Annotated in this window: 22 protein-coding genes, 1 tRNA gene and 2 pseudogenes; 9 read left to right on the top strand and 16 right to left on the bottom strand. The window is 49.2% G+C overall.

The annotated features are described in order from the left end of the window. Nucleotides 1-47: 47 nt before the first annotated feature. From uxuA to INT84_RS03950, 3 genes and pseudogenes are all read right to left on the bottom strand, one after another. The gene (gene uxuA, locus INT84_RS03960) at nucleotides 48-1,118 is read right to left on the bottom strand and encodes a mannonate dehydratase (RefSeq protein WP_194205709.1); all 1,071 of its coding nucleotides are present in this window, start codon (nucleotides 1,116-1,118) and stop codon (nucleotides 48-50) included. Between the two features lie 395 nt (nucleotides 1,119-1,513). After that, nucleotides 1,514-1,909, bottom strand: a pseudogene (gene dsbG / locus INT84_RS03955) (thiol:disulfide interchange protein DsbG); the annotation flags it as partial. A gap of 2,246 nt (nucleotides 1,910-4,155) precedes the next feature. Beyond that, nucleotides 4,156-5,066: pseudogene (locus INT84_RS03950) on the bottom strand (LysR family transcriptional regulator). Between the two features lie 109 nt (nucleotides 5,067-5,175). Between INT84_RS03950 and INT84_RS03945 the strand changes: the two are divergent. The 3 genes from INT84_RS03945 to INT84_RS03935 all read left to right on the top strand — a co-directional run bounded on the left by INT84_RS03945 (nucleotide 5,176) and on the right by INT84_RS03935 (nucleotide 6,968). Next, nucleotides 5,176-6,036: a pirin family protein gene (locus tag INT84_RS03945; RefSeq protein ID WP_194205707.1), complete on the top strand. Its 861-nt coding sequence runs from the start codon at nucleotides 5,176-5,178 to the stop codon at nucleotides 6,034-6,036. 18 nt (nucleotides 6,037-6,054) lie between these two features. Next, complete coding sequence (locus tag INT84_RS03940) at nucleotides 6,055-6,732, top strand: isochorismatase family protein (protein WP_194205706.1); 678 nt, start codon at nucleotides 6,055-6,057, stop codon at nucleotides 6,730-6,732. 148 nt (nucleotides 6,733-6,880) lie between these two features. Further along, nucleotides 6,881-6,968, top strand: a tRNA-Ser gene (locus INT84_RS03935). 754 nt (nucleotides 6,969-7,722) lie between these two features. Here the strand turns inward: INT84_RS03935 and INT84_RS03930 are convergent. The 3 genes from INT84_RS03930 to INT84_RS03920 are packed head-to-tail and all read right to left on the bottom strand — an operon-like array spanning nucleotide 7,723 to nucleotide 10,266. Continuing rightward, nucleotides 7,723-8,919 carry an MFS transporter gene (locus tag INT84_RS03930; protein ID WP_194205705.1) on the bottom strand — a complete coding sequence of 399 codons (1,197 nt, stop codon included), beginning with the start codon at nucleotides 8,917-8,919 and terminating at the stop codon, nucleotides 7,723-7,725. A 51-nt stretch (nucleotides 8,920-8,970) separates the two neighbouring features. After that, nucleotides 8,971-9,444 carry an OsmC family protein gene (locus INT84_RS03925; RefSeq protein WP_194205704.1) on the bottom strand — a complete coding sequence of 158 codons (474 nt, stop codon included), beginning with the start codon at nucleotides 9,442-9,444 and terminating at the stop codon, nucleotides 8,971-8,973. A gap of 45 nt (nucleotides 9,445-9,489) precedes the next feature. After that, nucleotides 9,490-10,266 (bottom strand): SDR family NAD(P)-dependent oxidoreductase, encoded by a 777-nt coding sequence (locus INT84_RS03920; protein ID WP_194205703.1) that lies wholly within the window; start codon nucleotides 10,264-10,266, stop codon nucleotides 9,490-9,492. 176 nt (nucleotides 10,267-10,442) lie between these two features. On the opposite strand from INT84_RS03920, the gene INT84_RS03915 reads away from it, so the two are divergent. Continuing rightward, nucleotides 10,443-11,357 carry a LysR substrate-binding domain-containing protein gene (locus INT84_RS03915; RefSeq protein WP_194205702.1) on the top strand — a complete coding sequence of 305 codons (915 nt, stop codon included), beginning with the start codon at nucleotides 10,443-10,445 and terminating at the stop codon, nucleotides 11,355-11,357. Between the two features lie 145 nt (nucleotides 11,358-11,502). On the opposite strand, the gene INT84_RS03910 is transcribed toward INT84_RS03915, so the two are convergent. The 5 genes from INT84_RS03910 to thrS form a co-directional block, all read right to left on the bottom strand. Then, entirely contained in the window at nucleotides 11,503-11,757 is a 255-nt protein-coding gene (locus INT84_RS03910; protein WP_194205701.1) for a hypothetical protein, read from the bottom strand. Between the two features lie 181 nt (nucleotides 11,758-11,938). Then, nucleotides 11,939-12,961 carry a porphobilinogen synthase gene (gene hemB / locus INT84_RS03905; RefSeq protein WP_194205700.1) on the bottom strand — a complete coding sequence of 341 codons (1,023 nt, stop codon included), beginning with the start codon at nucleotides 12,959-12,961 and terminating at the stop codon, nucleotides 11,939-11,941. 60 nt (nucleotides 12,962-13,021) lie between these two features. After that, a complete protein-coding gene (locus INT84_RS03900) occupies nucleotides 13,022-14,368 on the bottom strand; it encodes a dihydroorotase (RefSeq protein ID WP_194205699.1) in 1,347 nt (448 codons plus the stop codon). Then, nucleotides 14,365-14,943: a hypothetical protein gene (locus INT84_RS03895; RefSeq protein WP_228065807.1), complete on the bottom strand. Its 579-nt coding sequence runs from the start codon at nucleotides 14,941-14,943 to the stop codon at nucleotides 14,365-14,367. The genes INT84_RS03900 and INT84_RS03895 overlap by 4 nt, the downstream gene beginning before the upstream one ends. Before the next feature lie 265 nt (nucleotides 14,944-15,208). Beyond that, complete coding sequence (gene thrS / locus INT84_RS03890; RefSeq protein ID WP_194205697.1) at nucleotides 15,209-17,161, bottom strand: threonine--tRNA ligase; 1,953 nt, start codon at nucleotides 17,159-17,161, stop codon at nucleotides 15,209-15,211. Between the two features lie 258 nt (nucleotides 17,162-17,419). On the opposite strand from thrS, the gene INT84_RS03885 reads away from it, so the two are divergent. The 5 genes from INT84_RS03885 to INT84_RS03865 are packed head-to-tail and all read left to right on the top strand — an operon-like array spanning nucleotide 17,420 to nucleotide 21,662. Then, nucleotides 17,420-18,334 carry a metal ABC transporter substrate-binding protein gene (locus INT84_RS03885; protein WP_040173838.1) on the top strand — a complete coding sequence of 305 codons (915 nt, stop codon included), beginning with the start codon at nucleotides 17,420-17,422 and terminating at the stop codon, nucleotides 18,332-18,334. Between the two features lie 3 nt (nucleotides 18,335-18,337). Further along, nucleotides 18,338-19,159: a manganese/iron ABC transporter ATP-binding protein gene (locus INT84_RS03880; RefSeq protein ID WP_194205696.1), complete on the top strand. Its 822-nt coding sequence runs from the start codon at nucleotides 18,338-18,340 to the stop codon at nucleotides 19,157-19,159. Then, complete coding sequence (gene sitC / locus INT84_RS03875; protein WP_194205695.1) at nucleotides 19,156-20,016, top strand: iron/manganese ABC transporter permease subunit SitC; 861 nt, start codon at nucleotides 19,156-19,158, stop codon at nucleotides 20,014-20,016. The genes INT84_RS03880 and sitC overlap by 4 nt, the downstream gene beginning before the upstream one ends. Continuing rightward, nucleotides 20,010-20,837: a metal ABC transporter permease gene (locus INT84_RS03870; RefSeq protein ID WP_194205694.1), complete on the top strand. Its 828-nt coding sequence runs from the start codon at nucleotides 20,010-20,012 to the stop codon at nucleotides 20,835-20,837. Before sitC ends, INT84_RS03870 begins: the two co-directional genes overlap by 7 nt. A gap of 15 nt (nucleotides 20,838-20,852) precedes the next feature. Next, entirely contained in the window at nucleotides 20,853-21,662 is an 810-nt protein-coding gene (locus INT84_RS03865; RefSeq protein WP_194205693.1) for a DUF1460 domain-containing protein, read from the top strand. A 16-nt stretch (nucleotides 21,663-21,678) separates the two neighbouring features. On the opposite strand, the gene INT84_RS03860 is transcribed toward INT84_RS03865, so the two are convergent. The 5 genes from INT84_RS03860 to INT84_RS03840 all read right to left on the bottom strand — a co-directional run bounded on the left by INT84_RS03860 (nucleotide 21,679) and on the right by INT84_RS03840 (nucleotide 25,908). Then, on the bottom strand, nucleotides 21,679-22,608 hold the full coding sequence (locus INT84_RS03860) for an isocitrate dehydrogenase (RefSeq protein ID WP_194205692.1): 930 nt from the start codon (nucleotides 22,606-22,608) through the stop codon (nucleotides 21,679-21,681). Nucleotides 22,609-22,674: 66 nt separating this feature from the next. Further along, on the bottom strand, nucleotides 22,675-23,235 hold the full coding sequence (locus tag INT84_RS03855) for a carbonate dehydratase (RefSeq protein ID WP_000944851.1): 561 nt from the start codon (nucleotides 23,233-23,235) through the stop codon (nucleotides 22,675-22,677). Then, nucleotides 23,225-24,160, bottom strand: coding sequence for a GTP cyclohydrolase FolE2 (gene folE2 / locus INT84_RS03850; protein WP_194205691.1), 936 nt, complete (start codon nucleotides 24,158-24,160; stop codon nucleotides 23,225-23,227). The genes INT84_RS03855 and folE2 overlap by 11 nt, the downstream gene beginning before the upstream one ends. A gap of 55 nt (nucleotides 24,161-24,215) precedes the next feature. Continuing rightward, nucleotides 24,216-24,638, bottom strand: a complete 423-nt coding sequence (gene dksA / locus INT84_RS03845; RefSeq protein WP_194205690.1) for an RNA polymerase-binding protein DksA — start codon at nucleotides 24,636-24,638, stop codon at nucleotides 24,216-24,218. 70 nt (nucleotides 24,639-24,708) lie between these two features. Further along, nucleotides 24,709-25,908, bottom strand: coding sequence for a GTP-binding protein (locus INT84_RS03840; protein ID WP_194205689.1), 1,200 nt, complete (start codon nucleotides 25,906-25,908; stop codon nucleotides 24,709-24,711). Nucleotides 25,909-25,947: the final 39 nt, after the last annotated feature.

The raw sequence follows: 25,947 nt of genomic DNA, 5'->3' as shown, positions 1-25,947 counted from the left end.
TACAGATGGTGCGTCAAGAGAAGCCGGAGAAGCCTCCGGCCCATACATTATTGGTGTTGTTTTTCCAGTGCTTCCCACAATCCGTGCAGGTAGGTGACGCCGAGGGCGCGATCGTACAGCCCATAACCCGGACGCCCGGTTTCTCCCCAGATAAAACGTCCGTGATCCGGTCGGATATAACCGTCAAAACTATTATCATGCAGGGCTTTCATCACCTCATACATATCAAGAGAACCGTAGCGTGATAAATGTGCGGATTCGTAGAAATCTTTATCTTTAATCAATTTGATATTGCGCACATGAGCGAAATGGATACGCTTGCGGCGGGTAAATTCAGCGAGAATTTGATAAACATCGTTATCAGGATCCTCAGCAATGGAGCCAGTACATAACGTAATTCCATTGGCTTCAGAATTTACTGCATTACAAATCCAGTCGAGATCGTCTCTGCTTTTAACAATGCGAGGCAATCCGAAAATAGAGTACGGCGGATCATCCGGGTGAATGGCCATTTTAATACCGACTTCTTCGCATACCGGAATAACGCGTTCAAGGAAATAGACCAGGTTTTCCCGCAGTTTTGCATCATCAACATCTTTATATTTGGCGAATAACTCCTGAACTTTCGCCAGACGTTCTGGCTCCCAGCCTGGCAGGGCAAAACCGTTGGAATTTTCCAGTACCTCTTTCACCACTTCATCGAGGGTTTTATCGATACCATTTTTTTCAAACGCCATGGTCAATGAACCATCCGGCAGGACGTAATTCATGTCTGTTTTCATCCAGTCAAAGACTGGCATAAAGTTATAGCAGATGACTTTAACACCGATTTCCGCCAGGTTACGGATCGTCTGCTGGTAATTAGCAATCAGCTGGTCACGGCTGGGGAGACCAATTTTGATATCATCGTGAATGTTCACGCTTTCAATCACTTCCATTTTTAGACCGGCCTGCTGAACCTGGTCGGCAAGGGCGCGGACTTTTTCCGCTGGCCACACATCGCCAACCGGAACGTCATACAGCGCCCCTACAACTCCCTCAACACCGGGAACCTGGCGGATATATTCCAGCGAAATTTTATCTTCCACTGGTCCAAACCAGCGCATTGTCATTTGCATACCTATTACCACCTTTAAAGTAAAAACACTTTTCTACCATACTAGTATTACGAATAGTAAGCGCGCTGGCAGCTTTTTGCGATCTGATTCACACAACGTATGGATAGAGTGGTTAACTACCCGCGTTCAGTTGTGGGAACGCTGGTATCGCTGGTAAAAAATTGAGTGGCAGAAAACTAACGCTGTTGAACTACATGCGTGTTGCCTGGGAGGAGTTGAAATGGCTTTACTGTGCCTGGAAATTCAATTACTTAAAACGACTGTGATGCTTATCACAGCCGCTGGCTCGCCACGATAATCCAGGCGTATCAGGATCGTTGTTAGAGTGCGCCTGTCCCAGAATACAATCGGCCCTGCATATAGTTGGCTGTCGCAATGCAGAGCCCGCTTTGAGCTTAAGCTGAAGGGGGTTTAGGCCCGAACATAGCTTCCAGTTGTTTCTCGTCAGGCATTCCGACAACCTGCTGAAGCTCCTGTTTGTCATTCATGTAATAAATTGCCGGGGTTGCTACTGCACCGGTTTCGTCCATCAGCTGCTGATGGTATTGCAGCAGGTTGAAGGTCTCTTTCGGTGTACTGGCTGGCGGTTCAGGGCGCTTTTTCCCGTTAGACATTTCATAGTCGCTCCAGGCTTTCGCAGGATCATCAGCGTTAAGGATTGCCGACGCATATTGCCCGCTTTTCGGGTTAATCACCGCCACTAACAGCGTGTTCAGTTCCACTTTACCGGAACTGATCCATGGTCGGGCAGCTGCCCAGAATTGTTTGCAGTACGGGCAGAACGGATCGGCTCGCTGGCCCAGACCAGCAGGGGGAATGCGCTGAATAGCGCCAACTGTTTTTGCAACATAATGTCGTCCGTCCCGATGGCAGAGGCTGTCACCTCTACCGTTAATGTTATGATTTACGCTTCGCCAGCGCCGGTATAACCTGAATGCCCAGTTTTTCCGCCATGACCAACACATGCTCCGGTGACATAAAAGGCCACGCAGTTATATTCTGTCGACATATGATTAATTATTCTGATTCATTGTAAGTACTATTCAGTAGCGCGCCTGACCCTGTTTTAGACTGTAGAGCACTTCGTTTGCCCTTTCAAACGGCGTCAGCTCTATTACTGGCAGGGTCTGAAAGAGGTGGCTGAATCGCAGTGCATGTTCGGTTTGTGAAGGTGTGCTGACGAAAAAAACTGTAATAGTGCTTTCATTTTCGGGGTATCTGGCAGAGGCAAGCGAAGCTGTATCAGAGGGCATACAAGAATCAATATCATCCAGACATCAGTAAAGGGTTATCATCTAAAAATGATAAAATCTTTCAAAGCTTAAAAATCCCACCTTAACCTGCGTAGCAAGTAAAAAAACGCAATGGGAAGCACATACAGCTTATATGATACTTTTTAATCCTCACTAAGAAAAAATAATGGTTCGGTATAGAGACTTAACCAATATTTAAACTGTTTTCTGAAGTACGGCCGAAGCTCTTGAGGTTGCTCCATTTCAATTTCCCTGATCTCTTTTTCTTTGGCGTTATCACACCATAACCGCATTGCATTATAAGCAGCAATATCGACTATTATCATTTGCTGTTCGCTTAGCGTTATGGGCCTGAACCCCGAGAGATGTGCGTGCATTTTTAATTATAAATTTCACAAGGAAATTCCGTCATTCAGAATGAATTATTCGTCTTTATCGCAACTCTCAAGCAAAAGTTTAATGAATGCTACCTGATCTTCAGACAACATTAAGGAAGGAAAGATTTCTGCATCGTCCTTCCTTACATTTGCCTCTTCGTGGCTGAAAGAATCATCTTTATCAGAAGAAGACAAAATAAACTCCAAATCCAAATGTAATCCAAAATAAAACACCAATTATGAAAACCATAATCCAGGCTGCACGTTTTGAAATCATTATTTCGCCATTTCTCATACAAAACTATCCCTCTGAGATTAATAATCTTTTACCACCCTATAAGGTAAAAGAAATAACAGGTATAAAGGTCAAGCGGTATACAGCCGTCACTAAAGCTTTTAGCACCAATCTGGTGTGCCATAGCTCCCCTCGGTTTACGTTTATTATTTATCTTTTCCGGCAGCTTTTTTCAGATCAACGAGTCCGTTTGATGAAAGCTATCATTCGAATGCTCAAGCCCAACATTCTGAATGTGATTATGATCGTTTTTCTTTTTCTCTTTGTAAAATCCTGAAGCTTTTGTACTCACCGTCAGCACTAACGTTATTGAAGTAGCCATCAAGTTTTGCTTAAATTTCATGATGCACCCTAAGAGAAAAAATTATAGTTAATATTCATTCTTCAACGAAACACAAGCAATGCTGCAACCATCAGTAAACCAGGCCGTATTAAAATACGCCAAAAAAATGAGAGTCGTAAAACACGCTCTATTTATGTGATGATTTCAAAACTGCTTAGTAAAACATTAAATAAGGTTTCTCATTTTAATTCACCCCGCCAGAAGAAAATTAACAAAATCAAATATTCATAATGCACATAGATTAGTTTTAAGCAAATTCCTATGTCAAACATTAAGAATCTCGCGGTGTGTAACATTTTATTTAACTAGAGTAGATATAATATAATTACACATAGTAACATAAGGAAATCAAACGGATTATAGAAGTTACGTCCGACTAAAATGGACAAAAATATCCTGTGTACAAGGACTTTTATAACGAAATGTATAACATCTGTTAAAGTCGATCCCTATAAATGTTAAAAATAAAACTCATTCTCACTTGTCACATAACAACACATTGCTGTTCTTTTTTTATACAATTATGGAGAGTCGATGGAGGCCGATTTTTCAGGTTTTCGCTCCAGAGAGCAGAACGTAGCAATTGGGTTACTGTTCAAGCACTTCCGCCGTTGCAACTGTTAGTAGTGTAGACGCACAATGCATCTTTTACCGTAAGCGTTGAGTGAGTACCCTACCGATGCCAGCCATTTTCCACAGGAAGTCGTGAACACATGCAGGCGTGAGTGCAGAGGAGGCTGCCCGCAACGAGTTAATCCCACTTCCCCTTTTATTCCTCTACCATTCGTTCATACTCTTCGGTCAAAAAGTCAACCAACGCTCTGACCGCAGGCAAGAGTCCCCGCCGGGAAGGGAAAACCACATGGATAACTTCACGCCGCGGCTCCCATTCGGATAGCACCCGATTAACTCGCCGGAAGCCAACTGATCGCGAACCATCAGGATCGGTAACTGCACAATTCCGACGCCGGCAATTGCCGCTTCCCGTAGCGCCAGCATATCGGAAGTGATAAATCGCGGCGTAAAGTGGATCTCCGCTCGCGCGCCGTCCATGCGGCCAAGCGCCCATTTATGAATATGCTTGCCAGCCGACATGCTTAATCCCGGCCACTGACTCAACTCCGCAGGCGATTGCGGTTTTCCCATTTTTTGTACCAGCGCAGGGCTGGCAACCAGGCAATGTCCCCGATCGGCCAATACCTTCATAACTAAATCACTGTCATCAAAGGGACGAGGACGTACACGTATAGCGACATCAACGCCTTCGCCCACCAAATCCACTTGCCGATTTGTCGCTTCCAGTTGCAGATGGATCCCTGGATAACGCATCATAAATCTTGCCAACATCGGGCCGATATGGACATGCAGCAGCGTCACTGGACAGGTGAGTTTTACCCTTCCTCTCGGCTCGGCACGCACCATGGCAATCGCATCCTGAGCCGCCTCTGCCTCAATCAGCATCGCTTTACAGTGCTGGTAGAAAGCGTGACCCACTTCCGTTACCGTAAATTTTCGCGTCGTGCGGTGAATAAGCCGGACGCCGAGATTCTCCTCCAGTTGCGCAATGCGACGGCTAAGTTTTGATTTTGGCGTATCCAGTGCTCGTCCGGCCGCCGCAAAACCGCCATGCTCAACAACGTGAACAAACCAAACGAAATCATTCAGATCCTGCATCGCCATCCCATCGTTCCATTTTCTGCAACAGTGTGAACCATTTTAGTTATCTACCGAAGTATTAAATCTAAATATAAGCTAATTGACATCAAAGCTCATTATAAAGGAGAAACAAATGAAACAGATTACGGGTGTATATACCGCGCCACATCCACACTGGGTGGGCGATGGCTTCCCGGTTCGTTCATTATTTTCTTATCAGTCGCACGGCAAAAGCCTGAGTCCTTTTCTATTGTTGGATTATGCCGGACCGCACACCTTCCCTGCGGATGATATGAAACGCGGCGTTGGCGAGCATCCGCACCGCGGGTTTGAAACTGTCACTATCGTTTACGCCGGTGAAGTTGAACACCGCGACTCAACCGGCAACGGCGGCGTTATCAGGCCAGGCGATGTGCAGTGGATGACGGCAGGCTCAGGCATTCTGCATCAGGAGTTTCATTCGGAGGCATTTTCACGCCAGGGAGGCGAGCTGAAAATGGCGCAACTGTGGGTCAATTTGCCGGCTAAAGACAAGATGACCTCTCCGGGGTATCAAAGTATCACTGACGCCGCGATCCCTGTTATCGCGCTTTCCGACGACAGCGGCCAGATACGCGTTATCGCGGGGAATTACGCGGGTACACCAGGCCCGGCGCATACGTTCTCACCAATAAACGTGTGGGATATAGCCTTACGTCAGAATCGTGAAGTTACCCTTGAACAACCGGTCGGCTGGAGTAGCGCGCTGGTTGTTACCGAAGGCAGTGTGGAGATCAACGGCGATACCACCGCTCATGAATCGCAGTTGATCGTACTGAGTGAGGAAGAGAGCAAAATCCATCTTCGCGCCAACAGCGACGCCAAAGTGCTGGCGCTGGCGGGAGAACCGTTAAACGAACCGATTGTCGGCTACGGCCCCTTCGTAATGAACACCAATGCTGAAATTGCGGAAGCCATCCGTGATTTCAATACCGGCCGCTTTGGCCAGATGTAAACGATACAGGAGAATACGATGTCTACTCCAGCTAACTTTAATGGTGCCCGTCCGGTCATTGATGCGAATGATGCAGTCATGCTGCTGATCGATCATCAAAGCGGCCTGTTTCAAACCGTTGGCGATATGCCAATGCCGGAGTTGCGGGCGCGTGCCGCCGCGCTGGCGAAAATAGCGACGCTGGCGAAACTGCCAGTGATCACCACGGCCTCTGTACCACAGGGGCCAAACGGCCCGCTGATCCCGGAAATTCATGCTAACGCGCCGCACGCTCAGTATGTTGCCCGTAAAGGCGAGATTAACGCCTGGGATAACCCGGAATTTGTCGCCGCAGTAAAAGCCACAGGGCGAAAAACGTTGATTATTGCTGGCACCATCACCAGCGTCTGCATGGCATTCCCGTCAATCAGCGCCGTGGCTGAAGGGTATAAAGTGTTTGCTGTAATCGACGCGTCCGGTACATACAGCAAGATGGCGCAGGAAATTACGCTGGCTCGCATCGTTCAGGCGGGCGTAGTACCGATAGATACCGGTGCCGTGGCATCGGAGCTTCAGGCGACGTGGAACCGCGAAGATGCGGGCGAGTGGGCAGAAGTGTACACCAAAGTGTTCCCGGCCTATCAGCTGTTGATGGAAAGCTACACCAAAGCGCAGGAAGTGGCGCAAAACAGCGAAAAACTGGACTCCCAGCGCTAATACCCTATCCCCCACGCTGTCACCAGCGCGGGGGATGCTTATTGCTTAACCGAAAGAAACATAAAGCAGAAATTATGCTTGACCGTTTCCCCGCAACTCCCTATAGTAGCGCCCCGTCGCCCCCCTCGAGGACGGTGACAGACAATATGGTGAGGTGTCCGAGTGGCTGAAGGAGCACGCCTGGAAAGTGTGTATACGGCAACGTATCGGGGGTTCGAATCCCCCCCTCACCGCCATATTCAAGTTGAGAGCCTGTACGAAAGTACGGGCTTTTTGCTTATATATATCCCCCAAGCCAGGGGGGATGAGAACCCCCGACCGGGGTTCGACAACGGGCGACAGCCCGTTGGACAGACGACGAGCCTGCGAGGAGGCTGCCCGCAGGGCGAGCGCAGCGAGTCAATCCCCCCCTCACCGCCATATTCAAGTTGAGAGCCTGTACGAAAGTACGGGCTTTTTGCTTATATATATCCCCCAAGCCAGGGGGGATGAGAACCCCCGACCGGGGTTCGACAACGGGCGACAGCCCGTTGGACAGACGACGAGCCTGCGAGGAGGCTGCCCGCAGGGCGAGCGCAGCGAGTCAATCCCCCCCTCACCGCCATATTCAAGTTGAGAGCCTGTACGAAAGTACGGGCTTTTTGCTTATATATATCCCCCAAGCCAGGGGGGATGAGAACCCCCGACCGGGGTTCGACAACGGGCGACAGCCCGTTGGACAGACGACGAGCCTGCGAGGAGGCTGCCCGCAGGGCGAGCGCAGCGAGTCAATCCCCCCCTCACCGCCATATTCGAGTTGAGAGCCTGTACGAAAGTACGGGCTTTTTGCTTATGTATATCCCCCAAGCCAGGGGGGGATGAGAACCCCCGACCGGGGTTCGACAACGGCCGAGCGCAGCCAGTCCCCCTCACTCTAATCAATTAAAACCAAAGGCTTACGATAACACCTCGATCTTAGCAGGCATAAAGACGCCTCTTTACAGGCTTTATTTAGTTCCTCGCTGATGAATCGCGGCGAGCAAGAATGATTGCCAGAAATGCCAGCCCCACCGGCACCAGCGAGCCCCATAATACTGCATTCCAGCCATAGAGGTTCAAAAGCGCGCCTGATGAAAAAGAGCCCACGATCATGACGCCAAACACCACAAAATCATTCAGGGACTGAACCTGTGTTTTCTCTTCAGGCCGATGATAATCAATGATTTTTGCTGATGCACCAATAAACCCAAAATTCCAGCCAAGCCCCAGCAGGATCAATGACAGCCAGTAATGGTGGACCTCTGTTCCGCTTAGTCCGGCAACGACCGATCCTGCGGTGAGCAGCAGCCCCGCAGCCGCAACGCGCATAGCGCCAAAACGGTTTATAAGCTTACCGGTAAAAAATCCCGGTCCGTACATGGCGATCACATGCCACTGGATCCCAAGATTTGAGGCCTCCTGAGAAATACCGTGCATATGCATAGACAAAGGCGCAGCCGTCATTAAGAAATTCATGACCATATATGTCACGGCACCGCTGAATACGGTTCTGGCAAATCCCGGTTGACGAATAATTTCGCGCAGAGGACGACCACCGGATGTTGTCGTTATTGCAGACTCCGCAGGAATTACGCCCTTCAGGATGAAAGCCGAAATCGCAGCCACCAGCGCCTGAGCGATAAACGTGATGGCAAAAGTATGGGGGGGCCAGAGATTCATTGTTCCGGTAACCAGCATTGGGCCAATGACGCCCGCTACCACCCCGCCCCCCATCACCAGTGACAACGCCCGGGCACGGCGTTCATGAGAGACACCGTCTGTCGCTGCAAAGCGGAAACTGAGCGCAACTGCCGCATAGGCCCCGCCCAGGAACGCGGCAAGACAGAAAAGCAAAAAAGAGCCCAACACCACCGCAAGAGCAGCCGTCAGGCCAGTAATCACCCCGGCCCCTGTTCCTGTCATGAAAGCGGCTTTTCTTCCCTCTTTTTTTGCCAGTGCCCCGAAAGGCAGGATCGACGCCGCCATCCCCAGCACAAACATGGTGATGGGCAGCGTTGAGAGCGAAGCGCTGGGGGCAATGACATTACCGACAATAGCGCCGGTGGCGTAGAACACCACCGAGTTCGCTCCGGCAAGCGCCTGAGCTGCGGCAAGGCGGATGATATTATTATTTTGCTCTGATATTGAAAGAGCATGTTCTGTGGTCATCTAAGGCATTATCCCGAATTAATTTGCAGGTGAAATAGATAGCTGGCGTGATCAGTTAACAATGAGATCGCCTTCGATAGTCATATTCTGCGCCAGTAGCCATCGGGTAGGTGACGAGCTAATAACGCCGCTATGAATATTCTCGAACTCCCGGATACCTCCACTTCCCCTCACGTGTAGGGTGTAGTGGATCCAGTCATCCACGTCCTGAACGGAAGAGACCGGCAACCCTGTATGGAGTTTACCGGCGGTCTGAATTTCCAGATGCGTTACCGTGACGTTCAGCCGGTCAGCTTCAGAAATAAAAGCTGCCGTCATACAGGCGTTAAATGCGGCAAGCATCAGCTCCCGGGGACCAGGTGCCAGCCCTGTTCCGCCCAGCGCTTCAGGCTCATCTGAATCGATAATATATTTTTGGGAGGATTGTACGCGCCCCCCGACCGTACATGACTGGCAGCGTGTCCGGCTGGTCATACCGCCTCGCCATGTCGTCACGAGTTCATATTGTGTAACGTCATTTTCCATAAAAACTCCCGTGCCACATGCGGTTTGCCGCATGTGGCATCCTCATCAGGCGTTTCGGCCCGCCATCACACCACCATCAATATCCCAGATGGCTCCGGTGACCCAGCCCGCCCTGTCAGAAAGCAGAAACGCTACCGTTTCAGCGATATCTTCAGGTGTCCCCACGCGACCAATGGGATGGAAACTGTCGAAGCTATTCATTACCTCTTTCACATCGTCTTTAGGAATGAAGCCTTCATAAATCGGAGTATGTACAACCGCCGGAGAAACGGCATTTACGCGGATACCTTTTCCGCCAAGCTCAATCGCCAGGTTTTTGGTCATCGCATGCAAACCCGCTTTCGCCATAGAATAGGCGGATGATGGTGTTGCGCCGATAGCCTGCTGTGCCCACATGGATCCGATATTGACGATAGATCCTTTAATTTCAGCGTCAAGCATGTTGCGCACGACATCACGGGTAATGAAGAAAGTCGCCCGGTTGATATTCATATACATGTCATAGTCGCAGGCGTCATGCCCGGTAAACGGTTTCGGGAAGAAAACACCCGCCGCATTCACCAGCAGGCTGATGTCTTTATGCTCAGCGTTGATGGTATCCATCACATGCTGCATCCCCTGTTCTTTCATCAAATCAGCAATGATAATTGACACCTGACCGTCAGCTGCCAGCGCCTTGCGAGCATGTTCAGCTTTATCCTGCCGATTGCCCACCAGCACTACGCTACCGCCGTTTTTCAGAACCTGTTTCGCAGTTTCGAAACCCATACCACTTGTTCCACCGACCACTAACAGTTTTTTACCGGTAAATGATGCGTTCATCGCTAACCTCTTTAAAATCATTTTGATGGGTGTTAATAAGAGCCGTTGCCTCTTATCGTGTGGCGGTAGATTGCCACCGCGAATCGGTGATGACGAATGAGAAGAAGTTGCGAGCCGGAAAAGAAAAACTTTCTTGATAAGATATAATGGCTGGCAGACGATATAAGGAGTCACAAGTGCGATCGCTTAACCGACTAAAATGGCTGCACGCTTTTGAAGCCGCAGCGAGGCACGGCAGCTTTACAGGGGCTGCCGAAGAGCTGGGTGTTACCCCTGCGGCCGTAGGACAACTGGTCCGCTCGCTTGAGTCATGGGTCGGGCACCCGCTCCTCAACCGTACCCGCACGGGTAAAGAGCGTCTTACTCTGGTTGATGAAGCTCAGGACGCCTTGCAGGACATCACTCAGGGGCTGGATAAACTGGAAACGGGATTAAATAAACTGCGCGGCCGTCGGGCGCGTTCTGTTGTGGTAGTAACCGCATCACAGGTTCTGGTAATGAACTGGCTAATGGATCGTCTTAACCGTTTTTCTGAAAGCCACGAAAATATTGATCTGCGGCTCAACGTGACCGAGAGGCTGATGGATGTCTCACACGGCGAGGCAGATATAGGTATTCGTTGTGGTCAGGGAGACTGGCAGGGCGTGAATAAAACCTGGCTGATAAATGAAGAGGCCGTGCTGGTATGCAGTCCACGACTTGTTCCATCAGAGAAAATTGCCTGCGGTAAGTGGCTCGCTACGCAAAAATTAATCCATGACGACACCCCGCATCCCGGCGCAGATTTTCCATCATGGGAAGATGTGCTCAACACCGTTAATGCGCCTGAAGCACAGGAGAGCGGCCTGCATATTAACTCGACGTCGGCAGTGATTTTGTCGGCTCTCAGTGGCCGCGGAGTAGCGATCGTTCGCCATGCCCTGGTGAAACAACTTCTGGAGACAGGGCAACTTGTCCAGCTGCATCCAGAACATCGCTGGCCGCTAAAATGGTCCTATTATGTCGTCACACCTCAGCAGAATGTCATGCGTCATGAAGTGAAGGTGTTTCACGACTGGCTGGTGAATGATGTGATTGCAGAAAACCTGTAAATAGCCTCGCCAACGCATGGGTAAACCGTCAAAAATATGCCGCATGAAGCTTGATCAAATCGGTATAAGTCTCATTGAACGCGGCGGAGCCTTCCATCTTACCCACAAGCAGGTACCGTACTCAGCAAAGCACCCGATAATCGGCTCAGGCCTTTTGGCTACGCAGCATTGAGCAGAACGGGCACTGGCAGCCGGGTACCGGCACGGCGGCGCACGTTCCCAACGTCGTTGCCTGAGACTGAATACCGTGTTGGCTGTAAAAATTACTGAGAATGTTATCTTCCGCCGTGCGTAACTGCTGGCCGGAAAGCTCTGCGCCCGCCCTGTCCTTTGCCTGAAATGCCAGAGCGTGTATTGAAGCCATTGTTAGCGTCAGGGCAATTATCTTACTGATTTTCATATCAACCTCTTTCTGGATCGTCTTTCGCAGCGGCGGAAACAAAACGATAACAGTAATTCACATGACTGTATGTAAATCATACGCCCTAACGCTATATAATAACATAACATTTTCGCGGGTGATGACCGTTGTTCTCTGCGGTTATTCTGCTGAGCCGCCAGGAAAACGAGTGAACAAGAAATCAGTATTCCCGCTGATGTTGATTAAGCCACTGGGCTACCGAGCTGGCAAAGTAGGTCAATATGCCGTCCGCCCCGGCGCGTTTGAAGCATATAAGTGATTCAAGCACCGTTTTCTCTTCGTCGAGCCAGCCATGCTGGAACGCAGCCATATGCATCGCATACTCGCCGGAAACCTGATAGGCAAAGACGGGTACCGCAAAAGTGTTCCTGGCTTCCCTGATAATATCCAGATATGGCATGCCCGGCTTAACCATCACCATGTCTGCCCCCTCCTGCAAATCCTGGGCAATTTCATGCAACGCTTCCATCGCATTCGCCGGGTCCATCTGATAATTCTTTTTGTCCCGCTTGCCCAGTGCCATGGCAGATTGAGTGGCTTCGCGAAAAGGACCGTAATAGTTTGACGCGTATTTCGCTGAATATGCCATGATCTGAATAGTCAGCAGACCATTCGTTTCAAATGCCTGTCTGATATGCCCGATGCGGCCATCCATCATGTCGCTTGGCGCGACAATATCTGCACCCGCTTCGGCGTGCGTAAGCGCCTGTCTGGTGAGAATTTCTTTTGTCGGCTCATTAAGCACATATCCATGTTCGTCAATGATGCCGTCCTGACCATGTGACGTATAGGCGTCAAGAGCAACGTCAGTTATCACCCCAAGTTCAGGAAAAGCCTTTTTCAGCGCCCTTACAGCTCGCGGTACTAAACCGGATGGATCCCACGAAGCGTCTGCCATCAGCGATTTAGCAGAACTTTCTATACACGGAAATAGTGCAATAGCCGGTATACCTGCCTGAACAAATTGCGCGGCATCATGAAGCAACATATCAACCGACAGACGAAATACGCCCGGCATCGACGGCACTTCCTGCCGCAGGTTTCGTCCCTCAATAATGAATACAGGTAAAATCAGGTCGTTTACGGTCAGCTGATTTTCAGCGACCAGACGGCGACTGAAAGAATGGGTGCGAGAACGGCGCAGCCGTCGCGCCGGGAAAGAACCAGGAATAATAATACTCACAAAATGTACCTTTTCTGTGTTCTCAGGGAGAAGTTAAGCCTGAGCAAAATAAATACGTGGCTAGCGACAGAATTCCAGTGGCAGGCCGTACTTCTGCTGTATGGCGCGCCCATTCCAGACAACGTGGCCGTTTACCAGCGTCATATCCACCGCACCGCCTGACAAAATCCGGCCTTCAAAGGGGGACCATCCGCATTTGTATGCCACATCTTCCCGGATTATCTGTTGATGACTGAACGGATCGATAACCACCAGGTCCGCCCAATAGCCCTCCCTGATATAGCCGCGATCTTTGAGCTGGAAGCGCTCGGCTACAGCATGGCTGGTCTTTCTCACCACCATTTCCGGGGTAAAAATCCCCCTGCTGCACATATCCAGCAGTGCAGGAAGAGCATGCTGCACCAGCGGTAAGCCGGAAGGCGCAGCAAAATAGTCATTCTGCTTTTCCTCCAGTAAATGCGGCGCATGGTCAGTTGCGATAACGTCGATAATGCCTTCATTAACGCCTTTCCAGAGGGCTTCCTGATGAAACGAGGTCTTTACGGATGGATTACATTTGAGCTTATGTCCCAGCGTTTCATAATCGTCATGATTAAAAAACAGGTGATGAACGCAGGCTTCAGCCGTAATGGTTTTCTGGCGCAGCGCCTCCAGCGTGGTGGCTGCATCAAAGAGTACAAGTTCATCTGCTGTGGTAATGTGCAGAACATGTAATCGGGTACGATGTTTTTTCGCCAGAGAGACGGCCTGGCGGGAGGATGTCAGGCAGGCGTCCACAGAACGAATAGCGGCATGCTCGCCGGGAGGAATAGCATCCCCAAAACGAGCCCGCCATATCGCCTCATTTTGCTTTATTGTCGGGGTATGCTCGCAATGTGTTGCCACAAGACACGGGGCATTAGCGAAAATACTTTCCAGCACCTGTTCATCGTCCACCAGCATATTCCCGGTAGAAGCCCCCATAAAGACCTTCACCCCGCAGGCTTGCGAAGCCGTAAGCGCTTTCAGTTCGTCAAGGTTATCGTTCGTCGCGCCGAAGTAAAAACTGTAGTTCGCCAGCGAAGAACGCGAGGCACGCTGAAATTTCTCACGCAGCGCCTGACGGGTTGTCGTGGGTGGCGTAACGTTCGGCATTTCCATAAAACTGGTAATGCCTCCCATTACTGCGGCGGCGGATTCAGTGGCAATACTTCCCTTATGCGTCAGACCGGGTTCGCGGAAATGAACCTGATCGTCAATCATACCGGGGATCACCCATTTTCCTCGCACATCAATAACCTGCCATTCCGGTCGGGAGGGAATAAGCGAGGCAATTTTCTGGATCCGTCCCTTATCAATAAGGATGTCGGCCTGATAGCGCATGTCCTCACTGATTATTAATGCATTGGTCAGTAATAAAGGCTTCATGACATCCCGCCCCCGATACTGTTGCGCTCCAGTATGGATGAGATAAACGCGCCGATTAAATAACGGTTTGCCTCTGTTCGCTTTGCAAAGGGTTGCAACCCCGGCGTTTCAGTGCACGCTGCGACGTCGGAACCTGAAGAAAACAACCAGGATTCAAATGACGAATCAAAATGGTTAAAGATGATGCCATCCTCACATTCACAGCCATCAACCCGCTCTTTTTCCATGACCGGGAAAAAACGTTCAAATTCATCACGTAATGCCACGCTAAAATGGCCTGGACGGGCAGTATGTTCAAAGGTGTAGAGATACGCCTGCTGGCGAAGAATATCCTCATGACAACAGAGCACACCGTGTCTGGCTGCGTTTTTCAGAAGCGCTTCATAATTAAGCAGTACTTTTCCTTCAACAGAAGGCTCGACCTCTGCCCCATTGGTAAAGCCGCGATTTGGGTTCTGTCCAATACTGTTAAGCCGACAGCCAGCACTCAGGCCAGACAGGTTCACAAGCGGTAAAAAACTCACGGCCACGTTATCAAACAATTCAGGGGAGCCCTCGCGCAGAAAATCCAGCATCCCCCAGCATCCCGCGGGTTCTTCTCCATGAAACCCTGCCGCAATCAGAATGTGCGGAACGTCGGCACCCTGATTGACGGACTGATACAATGATATTGTGCCGTCAACAACGCTTCCCAAAACAATCTCGTAAAGCCCCCATCGCCTGGATTGTTCTCTGAAGGCTGTTTCATAAAACGCGATATCGTTGCTTTGGGTATCATCCTTCTTCACTGGCCAGACGTGACGACCGTTCTCGCGCCGGGGGATATCGCTTCCGCTTTGCTTAATCAAGGTGAACCTCCGGTGGCTGGCAACATATTTTGATAGCGTCTGCCGCCTCATTGAGTAACAGCGTTCCCATGCACTTCCCGGTACGATCGCGTACGGTGACACGCGCCGCATTCTCCTCCGCATCGCCAACGATCAGCAGGAAAGGAATGCGGGCCAGAGTCTGTTCACGGATTTTAAATCCAATTTTTTCATTGCGGAGGTCGGCCTCACAACGCAGCCCTTTTTTGCGAAGCGCCTTCAAAACCTGCTCCGCATACTGGTGCTGCTTGTCGGTAATCGTCATGACCACGGCCTGAACCGGCGACAGCCAGGCGGGCAGTTTACCGGCGTAATGTTCAAGAAGAATACCGGTAAAACGCTCAAGAGAGCCGAAGAGCGCTCTGTGCAACATCACCGGGCGTTTTGTCGAGCCATCCTCGGCAATGTAGCCAATATCAAATCGCTCAGGCAGATTCATATCCACCTGTAGCGTTCCGCACTGCCAGTCACGGCCAATCGCGTCGCGCAACACAAACTCCAGTTTAGGGCCATAGAAGGCACCTTCACCGGGATTTACCGACCATTGTAATCCCTGCGCTTCCAGAGAGGCTGAAAGCGCATTTTCCAGCCGATCCCAGTCGGCGTCGCTTCCCATGCGCTTTTCAGGACGGGTGGATAACTTGATTGCGACCTCTTCAAATCCAAACTGCTTATAAATATCAAGCACCAGTTGAAGGATACTTTTACACTCCCCCTCTACCTGTTCCAGCGTGCAAAAGATATGCGCGTCATCCTGAGTAAAATGGCGGACCCGTAATAAACCATGCAGCGATCCAGAGGGTTCATAACGATGGACTTTACCAAATTCAGACAGGCGAACGGGTAAATCGCGGTAGCTCTTGAGCCCGTATTTAAACAGCGATACCGCCCCCGGACAGTTCATTGGCTTGAGAGCAAAACGTCGACCATCCTCCGTTTGCGTTGTAAACATATGATCGCGATAGTTGTCCCAGTGACCGGAAATTTCCCACAGGCTGCGGTCCATGACATCAGGCGTATTGACCTCAACGTAACCCGCCACCTCATGGCGATTACGCATATAGGCAATAAGCGACTGAAAGATTGTCCACCCCCTGGGATGCCAGAAAACCGCGCCAGGCGCATTGTCCTGAAAATGAAACAAATCCAGCTCCCGCCCCAGCTTACGATGGTCGCGTTTCTCCGCTTCGGCTGTTTTCTCAAGCCAGCCATCAAGCTGTTTTTTGCTGGCCCATGCCGTGCCATAAATCCGCTGTAGCTGTACGTTGCTGGCTTCCCCCTGCCAGTACGCACCGGATACGTTAAGCAACTTCATATTTTTCAGAAAACGAAGATCCGGAATCAGTGGGCCATTAAAGTCGTCCGTAAAATGCCTGAGATGGCATAATGTCACCGACTCATCTGCCGGTATTTCCATCAGCCTCGTTGATTTGAATTTCTCTCCCTGCCGCTCAAAACAGTCAATTGCCTGCGCTCGCGTAACCTGCTCTTTAAAAACCGGCGGGTTTTCGGCGATCAATTTGGTCATGTGCTGCTCAATTTTCAGCAGATCGCTGCTAGTGAAAGGCTTATCCGTCGCGAAATCGTAATAAAACCCCTCTTCTGTCAGATGCCCTTCAACCCCCCTGGCAGAGGGAAACAGCTGATTTACAGACGCAGCAAGAAGGAGAAGGCAGCCACGGCGAATCGGGTCCAACGCTTCTTCGTCAAAAAGCGTAATGATATTGAGCGTGCCACTTTTCTGCACTGCCTCGATCAGATCGATGTATTGGCCATCGATTTCAGCATACACGGCGTTTTTCGCGACGGAAGAACCGATACTTTCCGCGACGTTCTGCAAGGTGGTCCCTTTTCTGACGAGCTTCAGAGAGCCATCAGGAAGAGTAAAGGTGAGAGGTTCTGACTCTGTTATAAGTGCTTCTGACATTTTCGTATCCCGACACAGCTCAGTGATTAACAGCAACTATGTTGCATTAACCCACAAATTAACGCAACCTTGTTGCATTAAAAGTCGCATGTCTGAAATATCAATCCCTGCGTAAGCCATAAAAAATTGCGGCATCAGGCCTTAAATGATAAAGATAATTCCTCTCATTTAAATATAGCCTGTGCTATGTTTTACAGATAAAGTTATGTTATAACATTACGTAGCATTGACAAACAGTGATTTCATCAGGAGATAACCATGCTTCAACTCAACACGGTAAAGATAATCCTGTTAAGCACGCTCATCACAGGACTGACAGCTATCCAGGGCGCTTACGCTGCTGAAAAGTTTAAGGTCATCACAACCTTCACGGTAATTGCTGACATGGCACAGAACGTGGCAGGAGACGCCGCAGAAGTAAGTTCGATCACCAGGCCTGGCGCAGAAATCCATGAATACCAGCCTACAACCGGCGATATAAAGCGAGCCCAGGGGGCGCAGCTCATCCTTTCGAATGGCTTCAACCTCGAACTCTGGTTTCAGAAATTTTATCAACGACTGAAAAACGTACCGGATGTGGTAGTCACTACGGGCATCACTCCAATAAGCATTACCGAGGGACCGTATGATGGAAAACCGAATCCTCATGCCTGGATGTCGCCAGATAATGCACTGATTTATGTAGATAATATTCGTGATGCGCTGGTGAAATACGATCCGGCAAACGCGGAAACTTACAAAGCCAATGCCGATGCTTATAAACAAAAAATTCGTCAGACGCTTGAACCGCTGCGTAAACAGATAGAAACCCTCCCTGCCGAACAGCGCTGGCTGGTATCGAGTGAAGGCGCATTTTCTTATCTGGCACGCGATCTGGGACTGAAAGAACTCTATCTGTGGCCGATTAATGCCGATCAACAGGGAACCCCGCAGCAGGTTCGTAACGTAATCGATAAAGTCCGGCAGAATAAAATTCCGGCGGTATTCAGCGAAAGTACCGTTTCCAATAAACCAGCCCGTCAGGTCGCACGCGAAACAGGTGCGCATTATGGGGGCGTACTTTATGTGGATTCCCTGAGCGCAGCAAATGGCCCCGTTCCCACCTACCTTGATCTGCTGAACGTCACTACCCGGACAGTGGTTCAGGGTTTGCACAGCGGAATGAAGGAGTAAAAGATGAGCCAGGCGGCAGGCATCACAGTAGCGGACTTAACCGTTGTTTATCGTAATGGCCATAAGGCATTACAAAATGCCTCATTCAGCGTACCCAAAGGGTCGATCGCGGCCCTGCTGGGGGTAAATGGTTCCGGGAAATCGACATTATTCAGGGCAATGATGGGATTCGTATCCCCTTCATGCGGAACGATTTCACTTCTGGGAATGCCTCCTGCTCAGGCGCTTCGCCGCAATATCATTGCCTATGTCCCTCAGTCCGAGGAAATTGACTGGTCGTTTCCGGTACTGGTGGAAGATGTCGTCATGATGGGCCGGTATGGTCATATGGGTATGCTGCGTAGAGCGGGTAAAGAAGATCGCAGGATCATTAATGATGCGCTTGAGCGCGTAGATATGCTTCCTTACCGTCACCGGCAGATTGGTGAATTATCCGGCGGGCAAAAGAAGCGGGTGTTTCTCGCGCGTTCTATTGCACAACGGGGCAAAGTAATCCTTCTTGATGAGCCTTTCACTGGTGTGGATGTCAATACAGAAAAGAAAATCATCACGCTGCTTGGTGAACTGAAAGAAGAAGGCAGCACTTTGTTGGTTTCAACGCATAACCTTACCTCCGTATCCGAATATTGTGATTATACCGTTCTGGTGAAGGGCACCGTGCTGGCAAGCGGACCTGTCGCCACGACATTTACGCCGGAAAATATAAAAAAGACGTTTAGTGCAAACAGAGAGAGTGAGTCAGATATATTGCCAGACAAGGGAGGATCAACACAGCCAAATTATAAACCTTCCGCTGAATATAAAGATAAAGGCAGGTCATCATGAGCTGGCTTCTGGAGCCTTTTGGGTATCAATACATGCTCAATGCCATGTGGATTTCAGCAATGGTCGGGGGCATATGTGCTTTTTTATCCTGTTATCTGATGTTGAAGGGTTGGTCACTAATTGGCGACGCGCTGTCCCACTCTATCGTACCCGGAGTAGCTGGCGCTTTTATGCTGGGACTGCCCTTCTCGGTGGGTGCGTTTGTTTCTGGCGGGCTGGCAGCAGGCAGCATGTTCCTTCTTAATCAACGTACCCGTCTAAAAGAAGATGTCATCATTGGTTTGATCTTTTCATCCTTCTTCGCGCTTGGATTATTTATCGTCTCGCTGAATCCTGTTTCAGTAAATATACAATCAATCATTCTGGGAAATATCCTGGCGGTTCCGCCAGAAGATATTCTTCAGCTTACCGTCATTGGCATTATTTCGGTTATTACGTTGTTGTTAAAATGGAGAGATTTATTACTGACCTTTTTCGATGAAAATCATGCGCGGGCGGTAGGATTACATCCGGAAAGGCTTAAGATATTATTTTTCTTTCTGTTAACCCTCTCCACCGTTGCGGCATTACAGACCGTAGGCGCGTTCATGGTGATCTGCCTTGTGGTAACGCCTGGCGCAACCGCCTGGCTGCTGACCGATCGCTTCCCCCGCCTGGTCTGTATTGCGGTAACCATAGGCAGTGTCACCAGCTTTTTGGGTGCGTGGGCAAGTTATTACCTTGATGGCGCAACGGGTGGCATTATCGTGGTCGCTCAGACCCTCATTTTTTTACTGGTGTTCATTTTCGCCCCGGTACATGGCTTACTGGCGAACCGCCGATCGGTTTCTCAGGCAAAAGGACCGCGTAAATGCTGAATGTGCTCATTGAACCTTTCCACTTTGACTTCATCAATTATGCCCTGATAATCGCGCTGCTGGTCTCTGTTCCCTGCGCCCTGCTTTCTGTTTTTCTCGTGCTGAAGGGTTGGGCTCTGATGGGAGATGCCATGAGCCATGCCGTGTTTCCCGGCGTTGTACTGGCCTGGATTGTAGGGTTGCCATTAGGTGTCGGCGCTTTTGTGGCCGGATTATCCTGTGCTTTACTTACCGGATATATTAAAGATAACAGCCGCATAAAGCAGGATACGCTGCTGGGTATCATTTTTTCAGGTATGTTCGCCTCCGGACTGATTTTGTATGTTTCAGTCCGCCCGGATGTTCCGCTTGAACATATCCTCTTTGGCGACATGCTTGGTATAAACGCCACCGACATACTCCAGACGGGCACCATTGCCTTGTTTATCTTACTGATTACCGGAATTAAATGGCGTGATTTCCTGCTTTACTGTTTTGATATTCAGCAGGCCAGGGTCAGTGGACTACGTACGGGATGGCTTTACTACGGATTACTGTGCATGGTTTCGCTTACCGTGGTCGCCACGCTAAAGTCCGTGGGGATTATTTTATCCGTCTCTTTGCTTATCGCGCCCGGTGCCATTGCAGTTCTTTTGACGCAACGATTTAGCAGCGCAATATTCATCGCTGTAGCTTTATCGGCTCTGGTGTCAACGACCGGCGTTTACCTCTCTTATTTCATTGATAGTGCGCCTGCTCCAACGATTGTCTTGCTTTTTGCTCTGGTATTTATAGCTATTTTTATATACTCAAGTTTTAAATATAATGAGAAATACCTCTGAGGGAGTTAATGTTTTATGAAAAAAGCAATTATCTTTCTCCTTTCATTTTATAGCTGCGCGGGATTTGCTGAGTCTCAGCAGGCACGAAGCGACTATTCTACTGAAGAAAGTCAGGCTAAAGTTAACAAAATCCTTCATACCACTTCTTTGTACAGGAAGGGCCTCAGCTATAGTGAACGCGTTGCTGAGATATCTTCCCGTTTCCTCGGAACGCCTTACCAGGCGCATACACTGATTGGATCATCTTCGATGCAAGAGAGGCTGGTCACTAACCCCAGTACTGTGGATTGTTTTACTTTTATTGATTATGTTCGCTCCATGGCGCACGCCAGTAGCTGGCAAACTTATGTATCTGAACTTGTTAAGACCCGTTATACAAACGGAATGATTGATTTTACTGGCAGAAAACATTTTTTCACGGACTGGGCTGTCATATCTCCGCGAAATGCACAAGATGTTACTCAGGACATCAGCCCGTATACTATTACAGTCAACAAACAGCTAAGCCAGAAGAATAAAAAACAAGAATATGTTAAGGGTCTCGGCATTATCTCACGCCGGATAAGTTATATACCGGCTTCTGCAATAGATAACGAGGTAATAAATAAACTGCAAACAGGTGATTACGTAGGTATTTATTCAACAAAAAGAGGACTGGATGTTTCACATGTTGGGATCATTATCAAAGAACACAATAACATCTGGTTCAGAAATGCATCGTCATTAGCGAAAAACAGAAAGGTAGTTGACTCACCTTTTATTAGATACATAGCTACAAAACCGGGCATTGTAGTTTTACGAGAGAAAACAGATCAATACCCCTGAAAAGTAGAATAATGTGTCAGGCAATAGCGCCTTTACCCACTCCCTCAAAGGCATGGACTTCTATTTTCGCTGCGGGTAAACCGTGCTCAATTGACTGCCTGATAAATAAAGCCAGTGACTCAACCGTGGTATCACACGGCAGAATATCTACTACCTCAGAACAAAGCATGATTTCAAAGTATCCCTGAGAACTCCGCCAGGAAGAACATGTCAGCCCCTTATGCCAGTATGCTATGGCACGCGGTGAAAGTGTTGTCACTGTAGCGACATCTTCCCGGCTTAACAGATAAGCGTTATTCCATCGCGTTGCCCATTCCTGTTCCCACAGATGGCTTCGCTCGCCATCCACAAAAATTCTGATCGCAGAGCGATGCCCATGCGCTATTCTCTGGCAATTTCCGCGGTGTTTTTTCAGCCCATGCGAATAATGATAACTGTCACCATTAATACTTTCCGGCCGTAACGTTATCGTTATATCCTTTACTCCCTGCGGCAAACACGCCAGTAAATGTTTTTCTATTTGGGACTCAAGGCAACGGGAAGTAATATTATCTGCCTGCACCAGCCAGAAACTCTCCTGCGGTCCGGAAATAAAACACTGGGTCTCCCCGTTCTTACGCAGCATGGCGACTCCCATCGTAGTGCCTGCATGACTAACAATAATATGACTATTTTGTTCCGGCACAATCAGGACATGATCGGCCAGTTTATCAATTTCATGCTTGATAGTTTTTTTTGCATGTGAGAAATCCATTACCATTGATTCAGCACTCAGCTCCCCTTCAACAATAATATCAACGATAAGGCTATCGCCAATCAGTCCGGCTTCCGCATCAAGGAAACTAAAATCCATGACCGTCAGATCATTAATAAAAAGTTTCACCGCTACCTCTTTAATAAAACAGAAAAGCCTCTTCCGCAAAAATATTGAAGAGGCAAGCATCATTTTGCTACATTAATAACAAATCGTTAATAATACGGTGTTATGTTAACGGCACTAGCCGAGCTATACTCAGAATTCATTGCGTAACTTCTGATAACCTTCGACCAGCTTAACGTTGGTACTGGCCACTTCTTCTGAAAATTGTAAAGAAGCGGGGTCTACCCTCGAATAACTTTTAAGATCGGAATCAGGCCCCACGCGTTCCGTTGATGGAATATAGGTATTCTCAGGCAGGGTAACGCCATCCACAACTGCATTATAGCGAATAACACAACCAGTCTGAATATGACAGTTAAATAACACGCTGTTGAATCCAATAAATACCCGCTCATCAACCTGACAGGGGCCATGCACTATTGCACGGTGGGCGATAGACGTTCCGCTTCCTATCGTCACTGGTGCGCCGCTTTTTGAGTGAATAACCACCCCGTCCTGAATATTAGAGTGGGAATGGATAATGATAGGATCCATATCCCCGTCTGCATTTAGCTCGTCAGCCCGGATAACCGCATAAGGTCCGACGTAAACATAATCATGAATAATAACACGCCCACAAATGACCGCGGTGGGATCAATATAGGCTTTAGTGGAAACAACGGGGGTATGACCCGATGGGTTTTTACGTAACATTATTACTTCCTTTCCAGTGAATACGGGCAACGGCATTATGAGGATGCAGACTTTCCTGATGCTCGACCCTGATATCAAATGCTTCACAAAAGGGTGCCGAACAAAAAACATTATGGAGCCGACGGGCAGCATCTTCGCAAAACATCAGATTCTGACCGTTAGCCACCGCAAAAGCCTGTTCGTCGCTCCGCTTGACGACCGTTTGCACTGCTGTCCCGAGAGCAACTTCAGCATAATCAATTAGCTCAATCACAGGCAGTGATTTTGCTTCAGGATTAAGCCGGATACTCACCCATGCCCAGCTTCGCTGGCTGTGCGGGGTTGCCGGCATTCCTTTCTCAACAAGCCAGTCCGCTATTTCTGCTGCCGGGAGCCTGTCGATCCGGTTACCAAAGTCTTTGCTAAACTGCAAACCCGCGACGTGGCGGCTAAGCGCAGCGGAAGCAGGACAGGTTGACGAATAAGGGATACCCACTTTGAGGGTAACCGTAAAAGATTGCCTGAGTTCGGCGCTCAGAGTCAGAGGATAGGCTTTCCAGCCGGAGTGATTAGAATTTAACGACTTACGCGACAGTAACACCTCCCCTGAAATCTCAATACTGGCTTCATCACTACGTCCCTGATGCGATACCAGAAATGCTTTCAGCACACGTTGCAATAAATCCGGCGTCATTTCCCCTTGTGTTAGTTCATCCAGTAGCAGATAAAGGCGAGACATATGGATCCCCTTTTCGGCTTCAGGTGAACTGAGAAGGTTGATGCCGGCATTAACCTTTGCGGCTACCGGCCTGCCTGCGATCTCTACCGGCAGATCGATTTGCTCCATACCAACCCAGGATAATGACTCGCCCTCATCGTCGCCCTTAGTGGACTGAATATCCGGTAGCATGCCGGGGCATAAGGTTTGTTTCGCTGCCATACTCATATATACCTGCCTGATCTGTTATTCGTTCCTGTCCCTACCCGCGCCCCGGGCGGCTTTATTTCTTTCGGTACTGAACCTCAACTTTTTCCTCCTTGGTTTTGGCTTCAATACTTAATTCTGCGGTGGGCCTGAGTAGCAGGCGTTGCAGGCCGATAGGTTCGCCAGTATCCCGGCAGAAGCCATACTCTCCTTTTTCCAGCCGTATCAGCGCAGCGTCATATTTCGGCAGCAGGCGGCTTTCCCTGTCTATCTGTCTGAACAGCAGACGTAACTGCTCTTCACGAATGGCGATATCTCCTTCGTCACCCGTTTCGGGATTCTCCTGCAACTGTTGCTTCATCTGATCGATATGATCAAGCACCTCCTGCCTCTCATAGCGCATAAGCCGCCGAAAGTAGTCCTGTTGCACAGGGTTCATGTAGTCTTCTGGCGGCATTGCCAGGATTTTTTCTCGTTCAGCGCGGGTAGGTTTAGTCATGTCCTGTACCGATAAAATTTCATGTTGAAACGTTATAACATAACACTAACTATCGCTGCAAAATAACCTGTTAAGCCAGCCGGGCCACTTTCGTGGGCCAGGGATCGTGGAAAATCCCCCCCTGCTGCCACCAGCGGATTTCCTCTTCAGTGAGTAAGCACTGGCGCAACGCGAGGGCAAAATCGTCAATTTCGCCGCTCTCGCCAATAACCGTCAGGCGGCAGCGTCGGTCACCAAATCTGCCCGGCATTTTTGCCAGTTGCTGACGAATAGCTGAACGTTCTTCCTCTGTCAGTGAATTATCAGTGTGCGTCAGGACCCCGGCTTTCCAGTAGCTTATAAATTCGAGATTGATGCTTCCTGCGGCCTGGTTCCACAGTAATGCCAGGTCATCCCTTCCCGGTAACCAGAAAAACCCTTTACTGCGGTAAACGCCTGCGCCCATAAAGCGATGGCAGGTATCCCACAGCCGCTGCGGATGAAACGGGCGGTCATCCTCAATGACTCGCCAGGAGATATCATACTGTTTCACCGATTCATCTGATGAAACGGAGTCGGTTTCCTCCTGAAGTTCATCGATAAGTAACGCCACCCGATGAAAATCGTAATCCGGCATGGAAAGCAATTCATCCAGCGGTAAGTTCCCCCAGGGCACAGCCATAATTGCCACCTGCGGATTAAGAGGATGTATGGCCCTGGCCACATCAGTAACCACATAGAAGGGCAACCGGTCGTTTTTGGTTAACAGGAGCTTATTACAGAACATAATCTGTTCCGCCAGCAGGCTTTCCACTCCCCGGGTTCCTTTGTTGAGGTGCTCCTGAAAAACGGGAATAAGATCCTTTCCTCCGTCATAGTCATCATTAAGCATCACAGTATCAACAAGCGATAAAAATGCTTTGAGACTTACCTGGGTATGCTCACGCAGATAGTGGACCAGGGGAAGAGGATGACTGCTGCCTGACGTTTCCAGTAAAATAAACGCCGGATGCCGTTTTTCAAGCAGGTTTTTCAGCGCCGAATCCAGCTTCTGGATCCCGCTTCTGCTGCTAATACTGTCTGCTGAAATACTCACAAAGTTGTTACTGGTTGCATCAACGATTTCTGTGTTGGCTATCAGCACGCCATCCACATCAAGCTCGCTCATGTCATTAACGATGACCGATACCGCCATTTGCCGTTTGTGCGCCTGAGCAAGAAGGTTTTTTAATAGCGTGGTTTTCCCTGCACCCAGAAAACCATTAAGGATAATGAGCGGTGTTCTTTTCATAGCGTCTGATCTTATGTCGCCAAACATTAATGCAATCAA

This window comes from Superficieibacter sp. 1612_C1 (assembly GCF_015234305.1).
In the GTDB taxonomy this organism is placed as follows: Bacteria; Pseudomonadota; Gammaproteobacteria; order Enterobacterales; family Enterobacteriaceae; genus Superficieibacter.
The sequence above is the reverse complement of the archived record's forward strand: the minus strand, read 5'-3'. Positions and strand labels throughout refer to the sequence as shown.

Coding starts and splice junctions, on each gene's coding strand:
- uxuA (WP_194205709.1), bottom strand. CDS start 1,118: ATGCAAATGACAATGCGCTGGTTTGGACCAGTGGAAGATAAAATTTCG.
- INT84_RS03945 (WP_194205707.1), top strand. CDS start 5,176: ATGAAACAGATTACGGGTGTATATACCGCGCCACATCCACACTGGGTG.
- INT84_RS03940 (WP_194205706.1), top strand. CDS start 6,055: ATGTCTACTCCAGCTAACTTTAATGGTGCCCGTCCGGTCATTGATGCG.
- INT84_RS03930 (WP_194205705.1), bottom strand. CDS start 8,919: ATGACCACAGAACATGCTCTTTCAATATCAGAGCAAAATAATAATATC.
- INT84_RS03925 (WP_194205704.1), bottom strand. CDS start 9,444: ATGGAAAATGACGTTACACAATATGAACTCGTGACGACATGGCGAGGC.
- INT84_RS03920 (WP_194205703.1), bottom strand. CDS start 10,266: ATGAACGCATCATTTACCGGTAAAAAACTGTTAGTGGTCGGTGGAACA.
- INT84_RS03910 (WP_194205701.1), bottom strand. CDS start 11,757: ATGAAAATCAGTAAGATAATTGCCCTGACGCTAACAATGGCTTCAATA.
- INT84_RS03900 (WP_194205699.1), bottom strand. CDS start 14,368: ATGAAGCCTTTATTACTGACCAATGCATTAATAATCAGTGAGGACATG.
- INT84_RS03895 (WP_228065807.1), bottom strand. CDS start 14,943: ATGCTGGATTTTCTGCGCGAGGGCTCCCCTGAATTGTTTGATAACGTG.
- thrS (WP_194205697.1), bottom strand. CDS start 17,161: ATGTCAGAAGCACTTATAACAGAGTCAGAACCTCTCACCTTTACTCTT.
- INT84_RS03885 (WP_040173838.1), top strand. CDS start 17,420: ATGCTTCAACTCAACACGGTAAAGATAATCCTGTTAAGCACGCTCATC.
- INT84_RS03880 (WP_194205696.1), top strand. CDS start 18,338: ATGAGCCAGGCGGCAGGCATCACAGTAGCGGACTTAACCGTTGTTTAT.
- sitC (WP_194205695.1), top strand. CDS start 19,156: ATGAGCTGGCTTCTGGAGCCTTTTGGGTATCAATACATGCTCAATGCC.
- INT84_RS03870 (WP_194205694.1), top strand. CDS start 20,010: ATGCTGAATGTGCTCATTGAACCTTTCCACTTTGACTTCATCAATTAT.
- INT84_RS03865 (WP_194205693.1), top strand. CDS start 20,853: ATGAAAAAAGCAATTATCTTTCTCCTTTCATTTTATAGCTGCGCGGGA.
- INT84_RS03860 (WP_194205692.1), bottom strand. CDS start 22,608: ATGATGCTTGCCTCTTCAATATTTTTGCGGAAGAGGCTTTTCTGTTTT.
- INT84_RS03855 (WP_000944851.1), bottom strand. CDS start 23,235: ATGTTACGTAAAAACCCATCGGGTCATACCCCCGTTGTTTCCACTAAA.
- folE2 (WP_194205691.1), bottom strand. CDS start 24,160: ATGAGTATGGCAGCGAAACAAACCTTATGCCCCGGCATGCTACCGGAT.
- dksA (WP_194205690.1), bottom strand. CDS start 24,638: ATGACTAAACCTACCCGCGCTGAACGAGAAAAAATCCTGGCAATGCCG.
- INT84_RS03840 (WP_194205689.1), bottom strand. CDS start 25,908: ATGAAAAGAACACCGCTCATTATCCTTAATGGTTTTCTGGGTGCAGGG.